The sequence below is a fragment of the Polynucleobacter sp. IMCC30063 genome (assembly GCF_021395235.1).
In the GTDB taxonomy this organism is placed as follows: Bacteria; Pseudomonadota; Gammaproteobacteria; order Burkholderiales; family Burkholderiaceae; genus Polynucleobacter.
Genome location: NZ_JAJVCQ010000007.1, coordinates 15,860 through 34,567, shown reverse-complemented (window position 1 = coordinate 34,567; position 18,708 = coordinate 15,860). Strand labels below are relative to the sequence as shown.

18 protein-coding genes and 3 tRNA genes are annotated in these 18,708 nt (G+C 44.7%); 16 read left to right on the top strand and 5 right to left on the bottom strand.

Annotated features, from left to right (window positions below):
- Positions 1–4: 4 nt before the first annotated feature.
- The gene (locus LZG75_RS11695; protein WP_233923726.1) at positions 5–2,590 is read right to left on the bottom strand and encodes a bifunctional aconitate hydratase 2/2-methylisocitrate dehydratase; all 2,586 of its coding nucleotides are present in this window, start codon (positions 2,588–2,590) and stop codon (positions 5–7) included.
- A 189-nt stretch (positions 2,591–2,779) separates the two neighbouring features.
- Between LZG75_RS11695 and LZG75_RS11690 the strand changes: the two genes are divergently transcribed.
- Genes LZG75_RS11690 through ftsB form a run of 4 tightly spaced genes read left to right on the top strand, consistent with a single transcriptional unit; the run spans position 2,780 to position 6,986 of the window.
- Positions 2,780–4,441, top strand: a complete 1,662-nt coding sequence (locus LZG75_RS11690; protein ID WP_233923448.1) for a CTP synthase — start codon at positions 2,780–2,782, stop codon at positions 4,439–4,441.
- 20 nt (positions 4,442–4,461) lie between these two features.
- Positions 4,462–5,313 carry a 3-deoxy-8-phosphooctulonate synthase gene (gene kdsA, locus LZG75_RS11685; RefSeq protein WP_233923727.1) on the top strand — a complete coding sequence of 284 codons (852 nt, stop codon included), beginning with the start codon at positions 4,462–4,464 and terminating at the stop codon, positions 5,311–5,313.
- A gap of 24 nt (positions 5,314–5,337) precedes the next feature.
- Positions 5,338–6,624: a phosphopyruvate hydratase gene (gene eno / locus LZG75_RS11680; protein WP_233923449.1), complete on the top strand. Its 1,287-nt coding sequence runs from the start codon at positions 5,338–5,340 to the stop codon at positions 6,622–6,624.
- Positions 6,625–6,662: 38 nt separating this feature from the next.
- Positions 6,663–6,986: a cell division protein FtsB gene (gene ftsB / locus LZG75_RS11675; RefSeq protein ID WP_233923450.1), complete on the top strand. Its 324-nt coding sequence runs from the start codon at positions 6,663–6,665 to the stop codon at positions 6,984–6,986.
- An 11-nt stretch (positions 6,987–6,997) separates the two neighbouring features.
- Here ftsB and LZG75_RS11670 read toward each other — a convergent pair whose 3' ends face one another.
- A complete protein-coding gene (locus LZG75_RS11670; protein WP_233937624.1) occupies positions 6,998–7,966 on the bottom strand; it encodes an Hsp33 family molecular chaperone HslO in 969 nt (322 codons plus the stop codon).
- 55 nt (positions 7,967–8,021) lie between these two features.
- On the opposite strand from LZG75_RS11670, the gene gltX reads away from it, so the two are divergent.
- The 12 genes from gltX to LZG75_RS12350 all read left to right on the top strand — a co-directional run bounded on the left by gltX (position 8,022) and on the right by LZG75_RS12350 (position 16,803).
- On the top strand, positions 8,022–9,419 hold the full coding sequence (gene gltX, locus LZG75_RS11665) for a glutamate--tRNA ligase (RefSeq protein WP_233937623.1): 1,398 nt from the start codon (positions 8,022–8,024) through the stop codon (positions 9,417–9,419).
- 145 nt (positions 9,420–9,564) lie between these two features.
- Positions 9,565–9,640, top strand: a tRNA-Ala gene (locus LZG75_RS11660).
- 23 nt (positions 9,641–9,663) lie between these two features.
- Positions 9,664–9,739, top strand: a tRNA-Glu gene (locus LZG75_RS11655).
- 71 nt (positions 9,740–9,810) lie between these two features.
- A tRNA-Asp gene (locus LZG75_RS11650) sits at positions 9,811–9,887 on the top strand.
- Between the two features lie 137 nt (positions 9,888–10,024).
- Complete coding sequence (locus LZG75_RS11645; RefSeq protein WP_233923453.1) at positions 10,025–10,489, top strand: nuclear transport factor 2 family protein; 465 nt, start codon at positions 10,025–10,027, stop codon at positions 10,487–10,489.
- An 83-nt stretch (positions 10,490–10,572) separates the two neighbouring features.
- Positions 10,573–11,772 carry a cupin domain-containing protein gene (locus tag LZG75_RS11640; protein WP_233923454.1) on the top strand — a complete coding sequence of 400 codons (1,200 nt, stop codon included), beginning with the start codon at positions 10,573–10,575 and terminating at the stop codon, positions 11,770–11,772.
- 50 nt (positions 11,773–11,822) lie between these two features.
- Positions 11,823–12,803, top strand: a complete 981-nt coding sequence (locus LZG75_RS11635; RefSeq protein WP_233923455.1) for a tripartite tricarboxylate transporter substrate binding protein — start codon at positions 11,823–11,825, stop codon at positions 12,801–12,803.
- A gap of 233 nt (positions 12,804–13,036) precedes the next feature.
- Positions 13,037–13,678, top strand: a complete 642-nt coding sequence (locus LZG75_RS11630; RefSeq protein WP_233923456.1) for an OmpW family protein — start codon at positions 13,037–13,039, stop codon at positions 13,676–13,678.
- 67 nt (positions 13,679–13,745) lie between these two features.
- Positions 13,746–14,537, top strand: coding sequence for a hydroxypyruvate isomerase (hyi, locus tag LZG75_RS11625; RefSeq protein WP_233937622.1), 792 nt, complete (start codon positions 13,746–13,748; stop codon positions 14,535–14,537).
- A complete protein-coding gene (locus LZG75_RS11620) occupies positions 14,534–15,133 on the top strand; it encodes a YqiA/YcfP family alpha/beta fold hydrolase (protein WP_233937621.1) in 600 nt (199 codons plus the stop codon). Before hyi ends, LZG75_RS11620 begins: the two co-directional genes overlap by 4 nt.
- A 153-nt stretch (positions 15,134–15,286) precedes the next feature.
- The gene (locus LZG75_RS11615; protein WP_233923459.1) at positions 15,287–15,862 is read left to right on the top strand and encodes an HNH endonuclease; all 576 of its coding nucleotides are present in this window, start codon (positions 15,287–15,289) and stop codon (positions 15,860–15,862) included.
- Positions 15,863–16,260: 398 nt separating this feature from the next.
- Positions 16,261–16,803, top strand: a complete 543-nt coding sequence (locus LZG75_RS12350; protein ID WP_370634804.1) for a hypothetical protein — start codon at positions 16,261–16,263, stop codon at positions 16,801–16,803.
- Here LZG75_RS12350 and LZG75_RS11605 read toward each other — a convergent pair.
- From LZG75_RS11605 to LZG75_RS11595, 3 genes are all read right to left on the bottom strand, one after another.
- A complete protein-coding gene (locus LZG75_RS11605; RefSeq protein WP_233937620.1) occupies positions 16,784–17,230 on the bottom strand; it encodes a transporter in 447 nt (148 codons plus the stop codon). The genes LZG75_RS12350 and LZG75_RS11605 overlap by 20 nt on opposite strands.
- Before the next feature lie 117 nt (positions 17,231–17,347).
- On the bottom strand, positions 17,348–17,851 hold the full coding sequence (locus LZG75_RS11600) for a hypothetical protein (protein WP_233923461.1): 504 nt from the start codon (positions 17,849–17,851) through the stop codon (positions 17,348–17,350).
- Between the two features lie 104 nt (positions 17,852–17,955).
- The gene (locus LZG75_RS11595; RefSeq protein ID WP_233937619.1) at positions 17,956–18,708 is read right to left on the bottom strand and encodes an ankyrin repeat domain-containing protein; all 753 of its coding nucleotides are present in this window, start codon (positions 18,706–18,708) and stop codon (positions 17,956–17,958) included.

Here is an 18,708-nt window from a genome sequence, read left to right as displayed (position 1 = left end):
CAGTTTAGACAGTAACGGTATCGGCCATCTCACTAAAGCTTTTGATTTTGTCAAAATTCATATAGCGATACACTTCAGACGATTTACTATCGAGTGCAGCAACTTGCTCTAAATATTCCTTGGGAGTCGGTAAGCGCCCTAAGAGCGCGGCTACTGCCGCTAATTCAGCAGAGGCCAAATACACTTGAGTATCAATTCCTAGGCGATTAGGAAAGTTACGGGTTGAAGTAGAGACAGCGGTAGCGCCTTTGCGCATTTGGGCTTGATTTCCCATGCACAAAGAACATCCCGGCGATTCCATGCGCGCACCCGTGCGACCCAAGATACCGTAATAGCCTTCTTCAGTAAGAATCATTGCATCCATTTTGGTGGGCGGTGCAATCCAGAGGCGGGTAGGGATATCGGTTTTGCCTTCGAGTACTTTGCCTGCAGCGCGGAAGTGCCCAATATTGGTCATGCATGAGCCAATAAAAACCTCATCAATCTTAGCGCCAGCAACTTCTGATAAAAATTTCACATCGTCTGGATCGTTAGGGCAGGCCAGAATTGGCTCTTTAATTTCATCAATATTGATTTCAATAATTTCAGCATAGTCGGCGTTCGCATCCGCTTTCAAGAGCTGGGGATTAGCAATCCATGCTTCCATGGCTTTGATGCGACGGCCCAATGTACGCTTATCTTCATACCCATTCGCAATCATCCACTTCATTAATGTGATGTTGGAACGCATGTATTCAATAATTGGCTCTTTATTTAAGTGCACCGTACAACCGCCAGCAGAGCGTTCAGCAGATGCATCGGAGAGCTCAAAGGCTTGCTCAACTTTTAGATCAGGAAGACCTTCAATTTCTAAGATTCGACCAGAAAAAATATTTTTCTTGCCCGTTTTTTCTACCGTGAGCAAGCCCCGTTTGATGGCATAGAGTGGAATCGCATTGACTAAATCGCGTAAAGTAATACCGGGTTGCATTTTGCCTTTAAAGCGAATTAAGACTGACTCAGGCATGTCGAGCGGCATGACGCCAGTGGCCGCAGCAAAAGCAACCAGGCCAGAGCCGGCAGGAAATGAAATACCAATCGGAAAACGGGTATGGCTATCGCCACCAGTGCCGCAGGTATCTGGCAGCAGTAAGCGGTTAAGCCAACTGTGAATAACACCATCACCGGGGCGCAAGGCCACGCCACCTCGATTTGTCATAAAGGCAGGTAGCTCGTGATGAGTGCGAATATCAACTGGCTTGGGGTAAGCCGAGGTATGACAGAACGATTGCATAACTAAGTCGGCAGAAAACCCGAGGCAGGCTAAATCTTTTAACTCATCACGCGTCATTGGGCCCGTAGTATCTTGCGAGCCTACAGTGGTCATATGCGGCTCACAGTAAGTGCCCGGCAGCACGCCTTGACCTTCAGGTAAACCGCAAGCGCGACCCACAATTTTTTGCGCCAAACTAAAACCTTTTTTATGATCAGGCGGGCTTAATGGCACCCGGAATTCAGTTGATGCTGGCAAACCTAAGGCTGCACGCGCTTTAGCAGTAAGGCCCCGTCCGACAATAAGAGGAATGCGTCCGCCTGCACGCACCTCATCCAAAATAACCGGCGACTTTAACGTAAATTCGGCAATCACTTTGCCGTCTTTAAGTGCTTTACCTTCATAGGGGCGTAATTCGATGACATCACCCATATTCATTTTTGATACATCTAGTTCAATCGGTAATGCGCCAGCATCTTCCATGGTGTTAAAAAAGATTGGCGCAATTTTGCTACCTAAACATACGCCACCAAAGCGCTTATTGGGCACAAAAGGAATATCTTGACCAGTCCACCACAACACTGAATTAGTAGCTGATTTACGTGATGAGCCTGTACCCACGACATCGCCGACATAAGCAATTTGATGGCCTTTTTTCTGTAGCTCAACAATTTGTTTCATGGGGCCGCGTACACCAACCTCATCGGGTTCGATTCCAGCCCGTGGGTTTTTCAGCATCACAGTAGCATGCAGTGGAATATCGGGGCGACTCCAGGCATCTGGAGCTGGCGATAAATCATCGGTATTGGTTTCCCCAGTAACCTTAAAAACGGTTAGAACCATACTTTCTGGCACAGCGGGGCGACTCGTAAACCACTCCGCTGCAGCCCAGCTTTGCATGACTGCCTTGGCATTGACATTACCTTTTTCAGCGAGTTCTTGCACGTCATTAAAGTAATCGAACATTAAGAGGGTTTTTTTCAATACAGCGGCGGCAGTTGCGCCACATTCAGCATCGCTTAATAAGTCTACTAAGGGCTTAATGTTGTAGCCACCTAACATGGTGCCCAGTAATTCAGTTGCTTCAATGCGTGAAAGCAGAGGAGTTTTTTCTTCCCCCTTGGCTACTTTATCGAGAAATTCAGCCTTCACCTTGGCGGCCTCGTCAACTCCAGCAGGAACCCGATAGGTTATTAAATCAATCAGCTGCTGTTCGGTACCAGCCGGCGGATTTTTTAATAGGCCGAGCAATAAGGATGTTTGATCTTTTGTGAGGGGCAGAGGCGGAATTCCCAGGGCGGCGCGTTCAGCAACTTGGGTGTTATAGGTATCTAACATCATTAAACCTCGAGGTAAGTTTTTGGAGCAATTCAGATCCTTATTGTAAATCTTTGGGACCCTATCAGCATTAGTCGCCGTCCAGCTTGGTAGGGGAGCTGCATGATTGAAGGGCTTAGGGATTTTTGGCTACTTTGCCAAATCGCCCTGGGTATCGGTATAATTGCCATTTCCAATCGAGCCTAAGCGATGACTAAATTTGTTTTTGTCACTGGCGGCGTAGTTTCTTCCCTAGGGAAGGGTATTGCAGCCGCCTCGCTCGCCGCGATTCTTGAATCCCGCGGCCTGAAGGTCACCCTCCTGAAATTAGACCCCTATATTAACGTTGACCCCGGCACAATGAGCCCGTTTCAGCATGGTGAGGTCTTTGTGACCGAAGATGGTGCTGAAACCGACCTCGATCTTGGGCATTACGAGCGCTTTATTTCAGCCAAAATGCGTAAAAGCAATAACTTCACGACTGGTCAAATTTATGAATCCGTTATTCGCAAAGAACGACGAGGGGAATACTTAGGTAAAACCGTACAAGTTATTCCCCATATTACGAATGAAATTCTGAGTTTTATTGAAAAAGGTGCTTTAGCAAGTCATGATGGGCATGCCGATGTTGCCATTTGCGAAATTGGCGGCACAGTGGGCGATATTGAATCTTTACCATTTCTAGAGGCTGCCCGCCAAATGGGTTTACGGATGCCCAAAGGTAGTTGTGCTTACGTGCACCTGACATTAGTGCCTTATATCGCTAGTGCTGGCGAACTAAAAACGAAGCCCACTCAGCATTCGGTACAAAAACTGCGCGAAATTGGTATTTTGCCTAATGTTTTATTGTGTCGCGCCGACCGACCCATTCCCGAAGATGAGCGTGCCAAAATTTCCCTATTTTCTAATGTCCGTGAAGAGGCGGTAATTTCGGTTTGGGATGTCGATACGATTTATAAAATTCCTGACATGCTTCATGCTCAAGGCATGGATGACCTGATTTGTCGTGAGCTCGAGATCGAGGCTAAGCCGGCCGATTTATCAGTCTGGAAAAAACTGGTTTATGAATTAGAAAATCCGCAAAATGAAATTTGTATTGGCATGGTTGGCAAATACGTCGACCTCACTGAATCGTATAAATCGCTTATTGAAGCTTTACGTCATGCTGGTATTCATAATCAAACTAAAGTTAATATCCGTTATATCGATTCTGAGCAAATTGAAAAATCTGGACTCGATTGCTTGCAAAATTTAGATGCCATATTAGTGCCTGGAGGCTTTGGTAAGCGCGGTACCGAGGGCAAGATCGCAGCCATTCGTTATGCGCGTGAAAATCAAATGCCTTACTTAGGCATTTGCTTGGGTATGCAATTAGCGGTCATTGAATTTGCCCGTCATGTAGCTCAAATTCAAGGGGCAAATAGCACTGAATTTGATCTCGATACTCCCCATCCCGTAGTCGCTCTGATTACGGAGTGGCTTGACCGTGAAGGGCGCATTGAAAAACGTGCGAGCGATTCCGATTTGGGCGGCACGATGCGTTTAGGGTCGCAGAGCTGTCCAGTGAAACCAGATACCTTGGCACACCGTATTTATGGCGCAGTTGTTAATGAACGGCATCGCCATCGCTATGAAGTAAACAACGCCTATGTACCCCGTTTAGAAAAAGCCGGCTTAATTATTTCTGCCCATACACCCACTGAATCGTTGCCTGAGATGATGGAACTACCAACGGCAATGCATCCCTGGTTCTTTGGGGTGCAATTCCACCCTGAATTTACTTCAACCCCGCGCGCAGGACATCCTTTATTTCTAGCCTTCATTAAGGCAGCTCTTGAGCGCCATCAAGCTGTCGCAACGGTAGCTGCCTAATGACGAAGATGGATCACGCGATGCATTTATGTGGCTTTCCCGTTGGCTTGAAGCAGCCCCTCTTTTTAATTGCCGGCCCTTGTGTTATTGAGTCTGAGCAATCAGCCCTGGACATTGCTGGGGAATTAAAGTCCATTACCAGCGCATTAGGGATGCACTTTATTTATAAATCTTCTTTTGATAAAGCTAATCGCTCGTCGGGTAATTCTTATCGTGGCCTTGGCATGGAACGGGGTCTAGAAATTTTAGCCAAGGTAAAAAAACAAATTGGCGTGCCAGTACTTACCGACGTGCATGACATTCCTGAAATTGCACCAGTTGCCGCGATTGTCGATGTTTTGCAAACGCCCGCATTTTTATGTCGGCAAACCGATTTTATTCGGGCATGCGCGCAAAGTGGCAAGCCAGTAAATATTAAAAAAGGTCAATTTTTATCGCCGCAAGAAATGTTTAATGTCCTAGACAAAGCGCGCGAAGCCGCGAAAGAAAAAGGCCTATCACAACAGTTTTTGGTATGCGAGCGGGGTACTACATTTGGTTATAACAATTTAGTAGCCGATATGCGTAGCTTGGCAATTTTGCGTACAACGCAGGCTCCCGTGGTCTTCGATGCGACACACTCAGTTCAGTTGCCAGGGGGTCATGGTACCAGTAGCGGTGGGCAACGTGAGTTTGTGCCAGTGCTCGCCCGGGCAGCAGTTGCAGTTGGAATTAGCGGTATTTTTATGGAAACCCATCCAGACCCAGCTAAGGCACTTTCTGACGGCCCCAATGCAGTGCCCTTAAACCGCATGCGAGAACTACTTGAATCACTGCTAGCAATTGATGCAGCAGTAAAAAAAGATGGGGTCTTCATTGAAGATGATTTTTAATTTAAACGCTTTAGGAGAAGGTGCATGAGCGCCATTGTTGACATTATTGGCCGTGAAATTTTAGATTCTCGCGGCAACCCCACAGTTGAGTGTGATGTCTTACTTGAATCTGGTGTGATTGGTCGAGCTGCAGTGCCCTCTGGCGCCTCGACGGGTTCACGCGAGGCTATCGAGCTGCGCGATGGCGACGACAAGCGTTATTTAGGCAAAGGTGTTCTAAAGGCCGTGCAGCATGTGAACACCGAAATATCTGAAGCGGTGATGGGTTTAGATGCCAGTGAGCAGGCTTTTTTAGATCACACCTTAATTGAATTAGATGGTACGCACAATAAAGCCCGACTTGGCGCAAATGCCACGCTAGCAGTTTCTATGGCTGTAGCACGCGCAGCAGCCCAAGAAGCGGGTTTGCCTTTATATCGTTACTTTGGGGGCTCAGGCGGCATGCAATTACCCGTACCAATGATGAATATTGTGAACGGTGGTGCGCACGCTAACAACAGCCTTGATATTCAAGAATTCATGATCATGCCAGTAGGGGCAAAAAACTTTCGTGAGGCTTTGCGCTGTGGCGCAGAAATTTTTCATGCGCTAAAGAAAATTTTGCACACTAAAAATATGCCTACTTCAGTTGGAGATGAGGGTGGCTTTGCGCCCAATTTCACTAGCAATCAAGAATGCTTGCAAACGATTCTAAGTGCAATCGATCAGGCTGGCTATCAAGCTGGTGAAGATGTTTTATTGGCTTTGGATTGCGCTGCCAGTGAATTTTATAAAGACGGAAAATATCACTTAAGCGGCGAAGGCTTACAGCTTAGCTCAGCTGAATTCGCCGATTATTTAGGGCAGTTAGCCGATCAATTTCCTATTGTCTCAATTGAAGATGGAATGCACGAAGCCGATTGGGATGGTTGGGCCAATATTACCGAAAAACTAGGTAAGAAAATTCAGCTGGTGGGTGATGATTTATTCGTTACCAATACTAGAATATTGCAAGAAGGTATTGATAAGGGCGTAGCAAATTCAATCTTAATTAAAATTAATCAAATTGGAACGCTTACAGAAACCTTCGCAGCAATTGAGATGGCCAAACGGGCAAACTATACCGCTGTCATTTCTCATCGCTCTGGGGAAACTGAAGATAGTACGATTGCTGATATTGCCGTGGGTACAAATGTAGGGCAAATTAAAACGGGATCTTTATCGCGCTCAGATCGCATTGCTAAATACAATCAACTGTTGCGTATTGAAGAAGATTTAGGGGATATCGCCACCTATCCAGGCAAAGCTGTTTTTTATAATTTAAAGCGTTAAATTCTTTATTTCATTTATATGCCAATGACATCTTCAATATGAGAATCATTGTTTACTCGATGCTGTTGCTGTTTATTGGCATTCAATATCCTTTATGGCTAGGCAAGGGAGGGTGGTTAAGGGTTTATGAAATGGAAGGTCAGCTGAATGCGCAACAGGAAAAAAACCAACTGCTCACCTTGCGCAATGCCAAGTTAAGTGGCGATGTTAAAGATTTAAAAGAAGGTACCCGCGCAATAGAAGAGCGCGCACGAGCGGAGCATGGCATGCTTAAAGAAGGTGAATATTACGTGCAAATTTTGCCAACTGAAAGCCCCTTGGCTGCAAACGCTGTTAGTGGAACCGCGCCGAATAAGAAGTAAATTGCTAGGTATTAGTGTCCCTTCGATGGCGGCCTGGTTGCATCACTTAGTAAATCTGTTTTAAATACTTGGCGACAATCTACCGGATCAAAGGAATAGGTTTTGCCACAAAAATCGCAGATGGTCTCTACATCACCGCGTTCAGCCAACAAACTCTCTACCTCAGGCTCGCCAAGCATGCGTAAGACATCGGCTACCTTTTGGCGCGAACAACGACAGGCAAACTGCACTGCGCGTGTGGGGAAACTGCGCACCCCAGCCTTGGCTGATTCTTCAAGGAAGAGCCTACGCAAGGTAGTTTCAGGCTCTAGGGTGAGCAATTCATTACTTGTGATGGTTTCTCCTAATAATTGAATACGATTCCAACCTTCGGCTGCTAATTCGGCATCTAAGTGAGCATGCCCACTAGAGTTGGGTAAGCGTTGTAATAACAAGCCACCTAAACTTGCCTCGTCACTAGCTAACCAAATACGGGTATCAACTTGTTCGGAATGCCGCATATAGAGCATGATGGCCTCGGCCACAGAAGTTACCGGCTTTGACTGTCCAGCTAAATTATCTTGTTGAAGAGCCACAATACCCTGATAAGGGGCTTGTCCAGGCTTGCGTTCAGCAGCATCTAAGGTGATCACTAGACGGCCAGTATGCTCTGCATCTAGTAACTCACCAAGGGTGGCGTTTGCATTAATTTCGCCGCAATTGGGTGATAATTTAACAGTTGCGCGCAGGGTTAAATTGGCAGTACATTCAACCACTAATAATGAAACTGGGCCTTTACTTTGCGCTTGAATAATTAAGGTGCCATCAAACTTTAAGCTGGCGCTTAGAAGCGCGGCGGCAGAGACAAAATCACCCAAAATTTTACGAACTGCTAAGGGCTCAGTACGGTGCTCTAGAATGGCTTGCCAGGCAGTGCCAAGACTGACGATTTCTCCGCGTACTGGTGCGCCATCACAAATAAATACAAGTAATTGATTCATCACTAAAGTATCCACGGTTTTAGAAAAAAGCTCATGACCTGAGATAATAAGCAATATGACCATTCGTACCCGTTTTGCTCCTAGCCCAACTGGCTTCATCCATCTAGGTAACTTGCGTAGCGCCTTATATCCTTGGGCTTTTGCGCGCCATCATCAAGGCGAATTCATCTTGCGCATTGAAGATACTGATCAAGAGCGCTCAACGCTCGAGGCTGTTGAAGTCATTCTTGAGGGCATGCATTGGTTAGGGCTTGATCCTGATGAAGGACCAATTTATCAAATGCAGCGACTTAATCGCTATCAGTTAGTAATTCAGGACATGTTAAAAAATGGCTTAGCCTATCCTTGCTATATGAGTGAGGCTGATTTAAATGCTTTGCGAGATGCGCAAATAGCGAATAAAGAAAAGCCGCGCTACAACGGTCTTTGGCGCCCTGAGCACGGCAAAATTTTGCCTGAGCCGCCCGTTGGTGTCAGCCCTGTGATTCGTTTTAAAAATCCACTCGAAGGCAGCGTGGCTTGGCAAGATGCAGTTAAAGGCTTAATTGAAATTCGGAATGATGAACTTGACGATTTAGTCATTGCACGAACCGATGGCACACCTACTTATAATTTTTGTGTAGTTGTAGATGATATGGATATGAACATTACCCATGTGATTCGCGGCGATGACCATGTGAATAACACCCCTCGGCAAATTAATATTATGCGAGCTTTAGGCGGTACGCCACCAGTGTATGCCCATTTACCCACCGTCTTAAATGATACGGGTGAAAAAATGAGTAAGCGCAACGGGGCGATGAGCGTGCGCGATTACCAAAAGGCAGGCTATTTACCAGAGGCCATTTTAAATTATTTAGCTCGATTGGGCTGGGCCCATGGCGATGCGGAAGTATTTACTAAAGAGCAATTTGTTGCCTGGTTTGAGTTAGAGCATCTGGGTCGATCTCCTGCCCAACATAATCCTGAAAAATTACTTTGGTTAAATCACCATTACATTCAGCAGGCTGATACAAAGTACTTAAGCGAATTAGTGCGGCCTTTTGCTGAAGAGCGTGGCATTGATATTCATCGAGGTCCCAATTTTGAGCAAGTTGTAGGGTTGCTAAAAGATCGTGCCAACACCTTATTAGAAATTGCTGATGGTGCGAAATTATTCTATATGCCTGCTCCTCAACATTCAGCTGAGCAGATTGTGGCTCATATACCAGAAGCCATTAAGCCTGCTTTAAACGATTTAAGACGCGCAATTGAGGGCTGTGAATCATCAAAAGAAGCCTATGCGGCTGCGATTAAGGCCGTCTTAGTACAACATCAAATCAAAATGCCAGCCCTCGCTATGCCTTTGCGTTACGCTTTATTTGCCACAACACAAACCCCAGCTATTGATGCAGTAATGGCTCTGATGGGGTGGGAAGCCTGTACCGAGCGTCTAAACTTGGTGCTGAGTTAGTACCAAGCTAGGCTCTGCATCAAGCATTGCTAGGCAAATAACTCGGTAAGCCCAAGCCGGAGAAGAAAAATAGGCTAAAATCACGGATTGTTTGAATATGCGGTCAGATATTGACGGGAAATAAGAAGTTAATCAATTTAACGCAGGGGGTATAGCTCAGCTGGGAGAGCGCTTGCATGGCATGCAAGAGGTCAGCGGTTCGATCCCGCTTATCTCCACCACTATTTTGAACAATTTAGTCCAGGTCCCCATCGTCTAGAGGCCTAGGACATCACCCTTTCACGGTGAGTACGGGGGTTCGAATCCCCCTGGGGACGCCAGTTTTTTGAGTCGTATTAAGTGGTTTAGTAGCATCGTTTTAGAGTGACGTTGTACTAGTTTTGCCCTATTTGGAGCGGTAGTTCAGTTGGTTAGAATATCGGCCTGTCACGCCGGGGGTCGCGGGTTCGAGTCCCGTCCGCTCCGCCAAATTGTCAAGTAAAAAGAGGCTCTCGAGCCTCTTTTTCTTTTTGATTACAGCCCGCAAAAAACAAGCAGATCTCGCCATGATTCCCACAGCAAAATTCAGGGTATAGTTATTCCCATTTAAACCAAGGAGAATAATCATGGCCAAGATTTTATTTAATCGTGCACTCATCCTTATAGCCATACTAATGTCCTTAATGGCTGTTCCGATGTTGGGGCAAGCTCAAGTCATTACCGCAGCAAATGCCCAAGTTGAAGCAGAAAAACTTGAACGTCTATGGTGGGATCAAGTAAAAAATGGTGACATGCAGGGGCTAGAAAAAACTGTATCACCTAACTATCAACAGGTATTAAACATTGGCGCTCAAAATAAAGCGGCCTGGATGGAGATTATTAAAAAGGCCAAGATTCGTGAATATGCCCTTAGCAGTCTCAAGGCTACCTATTCTGAAAATGCTTTAATTGTTTCTTATGCAATAGCAACAAAAGAAATCATCGATGGCAAAGAGCTCTCAAGAAAACCGCAGTACCGACTTGATGTATGGCAAAAGAGTGCTGCAGGATGGCAAGTCATTGCTCACGCTAATTTAAATCCCGTACCTTAACTAGAGCGCATGGAAATCCCATGCCAATTTTTACCATTGATGCTGAAAAATAGGCATTATTACAATAAAGAACTAAGGAACGAGTGATCAAATTTAGCCTGTTATTACCTCTCTTTTTACTCCTCTCTATTGAGGCGTTTGCACAATCTGCAGCCCCTAAAGTAGCTAAGCTATTGCCTCCCGAGCAAGCTTCAAGCGCAGTGATTTTGAATCCAAAATCACTGGCTAAAACAACTTTTGGCAAAGGACTGCCCGCTTTTTCATATCCCTTGAGTAAGGCACCTTTCACTACTTATGACGGCGGCGTAGTAAAACAAGCGGGTAGTTATAACTTTCCGGCTAGTAAAAATATAGCCGGCGTCTATATGGATTTACAGCCAGGCGCAATTAGAGAGTTGCATTGGCATGCCGATGCCGCTGAGTGGGCCTACATGATTGAGGGCAAAACCCGCATCACCTTAACTAACCCCTGGGGGCAAGTTCAAATTGCCGAGGTTGAAGAGGGGGGCATTTGGTTCTTTCCCAAGGGTTGGGGGCATAGCATTGAAGCATTAGATCCAAAGGGCGCTAAATTTATTTTAGTATTTAATAATGGTAAGTTCACTGAACAGTCCTCTTTTCAACTAAGCGATTGGATTTCCACTGCGCCAGTTGACTTACTGACACAGTATTTTGGTTCGGAACAATTAGTGAAGCAGTTACCTAAAAAAGAAGTTTATATTTCACGCTATAACCCAAATGCTGGACCTTTAAAAACCGCTTACTCATTGAATCCCAATGCCCCACCCATTCCGGTTTCTCATGTCTTTAATTTATTGGGACAAAAACCGGTTGCAGAGGGCAAAGGTGGCGCCCTGAAATTAGCTACTAATAAAGAATTTCCCGCCAGTTTTGATATGTCGGGAGCGGTGATGACGCTTGAACCAAGCGGTTTACGTGGATTTCACTGGCACCCCAATGCTGATGAGTGGCAATTTGTACTGAAAGGCCAGATGGAATTAACCGTCTTTGCTTCAGGTGGTAAAGCAAGTGTGAGTAAATTAAATAAAGGTGATATTGGCTATGTGCCACTAGGGTATGGGCACGCTCTTAAAAATCCATCAAATGTTAACCCCGCTGAAATTCTGATTGTTTTTAACGCTGGCGATTATCAATCGATGGATTTAGACCAGTGGATCTCTACTATTCCTGTTAGTGCACTTTCTAATAGCTTACAAATTCCAGTAGAGTCTGTTGAGAAATTATTGCCTAAAAGAAAAGAAACTTTTGTTGGTCCACGGTAATTTTTGTAAATTCGAAATTAGGTAAGCCGCCATTACATGAGGGTACAATCATGATTCAATTCAGTCGCAAAGCACTTCTTGTTGGTATATGCACTTGCCTTTTATCACTCTTAGCTAATGCTCAGAGTGATTACCCCACTAAACCAATCACCTATGTAGTGCCTTATCCTCCAGGAGGAGCAGCCGATGTATTTGCTCGGCAGTTAGCAAAAAAATTAAGTGAACGTCTTGGTAAACCAGTAGTCATTGAAAACCGTCCCGGCGCCAATGGCAATATTGGCTCGGAATATGTTGCTAAAGCTCCGGCAGATGGCTATATGATTCTGCTAGGCTCTGCCAGCACCATTACCATTAATCCCCATCTTTATGGCAAACAGATGCCATATGATCCGATGAAAGATCTGCAGCCAGTTTCTGGTACGCATGAAATGGCTAATGTACTCGTAGTGAATATTGCAACCCCTTATAAAAGTGTCGCCGATGTCGTTGCTGCTGCTAAAGCGAAGCCGGGGGCAATTGCTTATGCCTCAGCTGGAAACGGTAACACGATGCATTTAGCAGGAGAGCAATTTAAGATGCAAGCAGATATCGATTTGCTCCATGTACCTTACAAGGGGGGTCCTCCGGCCTTAAATGATGTACTTGGGGGCCAAGTGCCAATGATGTTTAATAATCTACCCGCCATAGTGATGCTGGTGAATAGCGGCAAGTTGCGCGCCTTAGGGGTTGGCTCAGCAAAACGCTCGCCTTTATTGCCTAGCGTGCCAACCATGGATGAAGCAGGTATGAAGGGTTACGTATCGATTGTGTGGAATGGCATTTTTGTGCGTGCTGGAACGCCCCGTCCCATTGTTGACCGCCTCAATCGCGAAATTGTCGCTATCCTCAATGAGCCCGATACCAAGCGATCATTAGAAGAGCAGGGCTTTAACACTATGCCTACAACCCCAGAGCAATTTGCTGATTTAATACGCGCCGATTACCCGCGTTGGGGAACGCTAGTTAAGGCTTCTGGCGCGAAGGTCGATTAGGCTTTAGTGTGCCTCTCCAAAGGCAGCCTAAGCCGATCTACTGTTGTTTTTGCACAGCCTATATTTTGATTTAGATCAAAATATAGGCTGTTAACTCTATATAAATTTACAACAACTACCTCGGCACCCCTTAATTACTTGTGGGTTTGATTTAAATCAAAATTAGAAACTTTTAAAAATTTAGACTGATCTTAGTAAAGAAAACTTAGTCTAAATTAATAAAGGAGTATGAGATGAGAGTTAAATCATTGGTAGTTGCTTTAGCTACTAGTTGTATGCTAGCTCCAGCAATGGCGCAAGCACAGGCGCAAGAAAACCCATGGATGATAAGAGTTCGTGCGGTTTATTTAGATTGGGCTAATGGTCAATCGGGCGGTAATGGCGCAGTGCAATCATTAAATGTTCAAGCCGAAAAAGAGTGGATTCCCGAGTTAGATATTACTTATTTTTTCACCAAAAATATTGCTACTGAACTGGTGCTAACTTATCCCCAAAAAGTAAAAATTAATGCCGGTGCAAATCAAGCGAATGTGGGCACCATTAGTGCTTTGCCACCTTCCCTAGTCTTGCAATATCACTTTACTGATTTAGGCGCCTTTAAACCTTATGTCGGAGCAGGTATCAACTACACTATTTTTAGTAATCGCGCTAATTTTCCTGCCTTAAATAATAGTGTCACGGTTAATCAATCAAGTGTAGGTTTTGTCGGACAAATTGGCTTTGACTACATGTTTGATAAAAATTGGGGCATGAATGTTGATCTAAAATACATCACCATGTCAACTGATGTACAAACGGTATCGGGAGGTACTAATTTAGGCACTTTAACCCTTAATCCATGGACACCAGCAGTGGGAATTACGTATCGCTTTTAAGAGTCCCGACTGAGGGGGCATAACGGTATGGCGGGCCTGGTTTCTCGGGCTCGCTACAATACCAAATATGCCCCAATTTGCTGCTAATCTTTCATTGCTTTTTAATGAGGTTCCTTTTCTAGAGCGCTTTGAAAAAGCCTCTCAAACTGGCTTTAAGGCGGTTGAATTTCTGTTTCCTTATGCGTACGCTGCCGAGGAAATTAAGACCCGGTTAGATCAATATCATTTAAAGATAGTTTTACATAACCTACCACCAGGTAATATTGAAACTAATGAGCGGGGTATAGCTTGCCTGCCAAATCGCATTGAGGAATTTCGTTTAGGTGTCGCTACGGGCATTCAGTACGCAAAAATCTTAGGTGTTCAGCAGCTTAATTGTTTAGCGGGTATTGCCCCTAACGATATTGATGCCAAGTTATTACGTCAAACACTTATTACTAATTTGCAATATGCCGCTAAAGAATTTCATGCTGCAGGACTGAAATTATTAATTGAACCCATTAATACCTTTGATATACCAAACTTTTTTTTATCTCGTACCGAGCAAGCCATTGCAATCTTAGATGAGGTAGCCGCTCCGAATGCTTTCTTACAATTTGATATTTACCATGCGCAACGGATGGCAGGGGAGCTAGCTAAGACTATAGAGTTATATTTACCGCGTATTGCCCATATGCAACTAGCTGACAACCCTGGCAGAAATGAACCTGGCACCGGAGAAATTAATTACTATTTTTTATTTGAGCTAATTGATCGCTTGCAATATTCTGGCTGGATTGGCTGCGAATATAAACCCCTGACAAGTACCGAAGCAGGGTTGAGTTGGATGAAGCGCTTGAAGAATGATTTGACACAATGACAAAAGAAATTTTGCAGTTAGTCTATTTACATGGCTTTCGTTCTTCACCCAACTCCTCTAAGGCAAAATTAACTGGTGCGGCTGTGCAGGCAAAAATTGAAGATGGGGCTGCGCTGCAATGGTTTTGCCCCCAACTGCCGCCATCACCCCAAGGTGCAATTAATTTGGTACTAAACCACTTGCAAAACGCAAAGCCGGCAAACGTTGCCATCATTGGCTCTTCGCTGGGTGGGTTTTATGCGAACTGGCTGGCTGAGTATCTGGGCTGTAAAGCCGTAGTTCTTAATCCGGCCGTCTATGCTGCACGCGAATTAGCGCCTTATGTTGGCCAGTTAACGCAATATGACAGTAATGAGCCCTTTGATTTCAAGGCTGAGTATATCGATGAATTAAAAGCATTACAAATTACCCAAATAACCATGCCCGAGCGCTATTTTTTAATGGCCGCTAAAGGCGATGAGTTGCTTGACTGGCATGAAATGGTCGATTTTTATGCTAGCGCGCCTCAACTGGTGCTAGATGGCAGCGATCATGGTCTAAGTGAATACAGCCTCTACCTACCTCAAGTACTGGATTTTGTCTGTGCTGGTGGCTAAGCCTAAACCCCTTCTTTAATCCCTCTTAAGAGTGCGGAATAGGAGCGCAAATGGCATTCATTGATAGAGCCACCACTTTTCTGTAAGATAGGGGCGAAGGTTCGTTTTTAAGGGTCTTACCTTAATGCAAGCGAATCGCAGAAAGGAGCTGTTGTGCTTAGTATTTTGAAGTTAGATGCTGGTGGCATTCCCCAATGTTGGGTGAATGCTGAAGAGGCTACTAAGCATTACGCCGATAAAAGTGTCTTATGGACACTGGGTGACCCAATTGCAGTCATGCGCGGGGGTATTTCTCGCCTTACTGGTCAGCAATCTATCATTGAGTTGCACTCTATTTTAGCCGTCAAGGGCTCTGCACGCATTAATCTTTTTGATGTGATTCCTGCAATTACCAAACGCAAGTTATTTAGGCGTGATCGCGGGCTATGTGCATATTGCGGGCAGGGCGTTACAGAAAATGATGCTGAAGCAGAGCATATTATTCCGAACAGTCGTGGTGGCAAATATGCGTGGATGAATTTAGTCATCGCCTGTCGGCCTTGCAATCAACGCAAAGGCAATCGCACCCCTGAAGGTTCTGGTATGAGCTTGCTGTATGCCCCATACACACCTAGCTTATACGAAGATATGATTTTAAAAGGCCGCAATATTTTGGCTGATCAAATGGATTTTTTGGCTGCTAAATTACCTAAAGAAAGTCGCTTGCTGGAAGGTGCTTTCTGGGATTAAGAGTTCTATTAGGCGCACTATTAATCTCTTTAGTTGCGCACTTTATTATATTTATTGGCTTACCTTTTATTTCTTTTGGCAATCAGCTTGCTACGCCAGAAGAACAAACTATTCAAGCTGTTCTAAAAGTTGAAAAGGTTCAGCCTATTGAAATTAAACGCGGACAAAAGAAAAAGCTCGCCCCCACCGTCTCATCAAGCGGTAATTCATCTATTAGCTCAAGCCCTAGCGGTACTGAAACAGAAGGAGAGGAGGGTGGCGTAAGTCAAAAAGGGCAGGCTTTTCGCTTACCCAGCTCGGCTACCCTTTTTTATGATGCGTATGCCGATGGACAAATAAACCAAACTGGAAGAGTTGATTGGGTTGTTAATGACGGTGGATATCGGCTTTATATTAATGTGCCGTTTGCCTTTGTTGGCCCGTTTGTTTTCGAGTCGCGCGGCGTGGTTGATAAATATGGTCTAGCACCAGCCATTTATTGGACTCAGCGTGGTGAAAAACCACCTCGGTACTCGCGTTTTGATCGTGACGATAAAGGTGGGGGGAAAATGTTTTTTACTGAAAAGCCTGAATTTACTCCCGATATTTTGCCTGGTACCCAAGATCGTTTTAGCTTGATGTTTCAGCTAGCTTCTTTACTCAATGGCAGCGAAAAGATTGATGAAGCAGGGGTCGTGCGCGAAATTCCCGTGGTCGATTACAACACACTTGAAATGTGGCAATTTCTGAGTTTTGGCGAAGAGTTGAAATCAGATGCAATTCCTTCCTTAGGTCAAACAGCAGTTCGTCACTATCGCTTAATTCAAAGGGCCAGCGATCCATATAAACGGCAGGTCGATATTTGGTTAGCAAAAGATTTGGAATGGCTGCCTGGCCGTGTTCGTACCTTAGAGGCGAATGGCAGGGTGTTTGAATTGGTATTTAAGCAGCGGGCAGATTAATATCGGCACTTTTAGCTGAGGTAGTGCGCCGGCTTATTAGAGTACCCAGCATATTGAACAAAGCTGCTCCCGACATCGAGGCGGCGAAGATGCCCGAGAAGGCAATCACAATCGGTAGTATTCGCCAGCTCTTAGCAAGCTCAAAGCCGCCAAATCCTACGGTGACATACATTTCGCCAGCAAAATAAAATGTTTCTGGATTCGAGGGAAAAATATTGAGTGGAATTAGGGCGTAAGTCCACAGCACAATGTCCATCAGATGCCCTAAAATAATCAGCACAATAGCGACAAAATAAGCCACAAAGGCGGCTAACCGAAAGCCATAAATATAATGGCCGGCAATGCGATAGTTATCCACTAGCCAACTGCGAATAGCATTAAAACAAATAACGACGAGCAGTACATAGACGCCATGAAAAGTCAGCATCAACCCAACGAAACCTAATATCCAATAGATTTGCTGATTGCCGATATCTATATATATTTGCTTAAATAGCTCAGTCAGCGAAGGCAGGTAGTTTAGTAGGTCCATTAATTTAGGTTGTTATTCATCTTTATTTGGCCTGGTAAAGGTGGATACTAATAAGGTGTAGAGCGCTGACCCAGAAATGGCCACTGCAAATAAGCCCGAAAAGGACAGCAAAATGGGCAACATATTCCAATTTGGCCCGAGCTTAAAGCTGGGGTCGTTATGGTCTAAATTGGTATACATTTCCCCCGCAAAATAAAAGGTTTTTAAAGTGCTGGGGAAGACCTCTAGGTTAACCATGGCATAGGTCCAAATAAAAATATCCAGTAAATGACTTACAAAGATCAATAAAATAACTGAGAAATAGACCAAGACATCCACTTGTTTTTGGTAACGATTAATATTGTGTTTATTGATCTGATGAAAGGCCGTCATGATCAGCAGTACAAGCATGCCATGGATTAACACTACCAGCACGGCCACAAAAATCATAAACTTCATTTCAGGCCTAACCAAATCAACAGCAATCTCATTCCAAAGATGAACAATATTGGGAAGATTGCTTAGAAACTCAGGCATGAGCAGTGGCAGTGAAGGTAAGGGTTAGGCAGGATTAAAAGAAGATCTATTTCTTATTTGACATAATAATGATTATACGCATAATAGATTAGGCTAAGCCCATGTTACTTACGCTGCGGCAGCGCCACCATATGGGTATATTTTTGCTTATAAAGCTTCTGCCAGCGACTTGAAAGCCCTTCACTAATTTCGCGTTGCCCAAAGAAATCAGCTACATCAATCGCCGTAAAGCCCTGATGATTCACTATTTGCATATCAGCGCCGTTCTTGAGCAAGACGCTTACGGTTTCTATATTGCCAGAACGCACGGCCATCATTAAGGGCGTTGTATTGCTTTCAGAAAGTGCATTCACTAGCGCGCCTTGCTCAAGTAAATAGGTAGCAATATCTGTTTGACCAGATGATGCCGCGTAATGCAATGGCGTCCACCCAGATTGATTAAAGATCGCCGCTTTATTTTCAACCAAATACTTCACTTCAGGCATTAACCCAAAGATCGCGGCCATCATTAGGGTGGTTTCACCATTTCGATTAGTGGCATCGATATTAATTTCTGGTGAATCCATTAAAAGATACAAAACTTCCATAGAACGGTCGTCTAAAGCCAGTATTAACAGGGGTGTGCCCTTGGCATCGCGCATATTAGGACTAATTAAACGTTGCTGTAACAACGCTGTCATCCCCCTCACATCATTAAATTTAGCCGCCTTAATGGCATCAAGCTCATAAACTGGGGTTTGAGCCAGGGAATAAATCGGCATTCCTAGGCTCAAAGCAAAATACAAGCTCAAGCAGCCCAACAGCCGCAACGACGGCAGCAAAAATGGCTTACGAAAAATAGTGACATTTAACTGCAT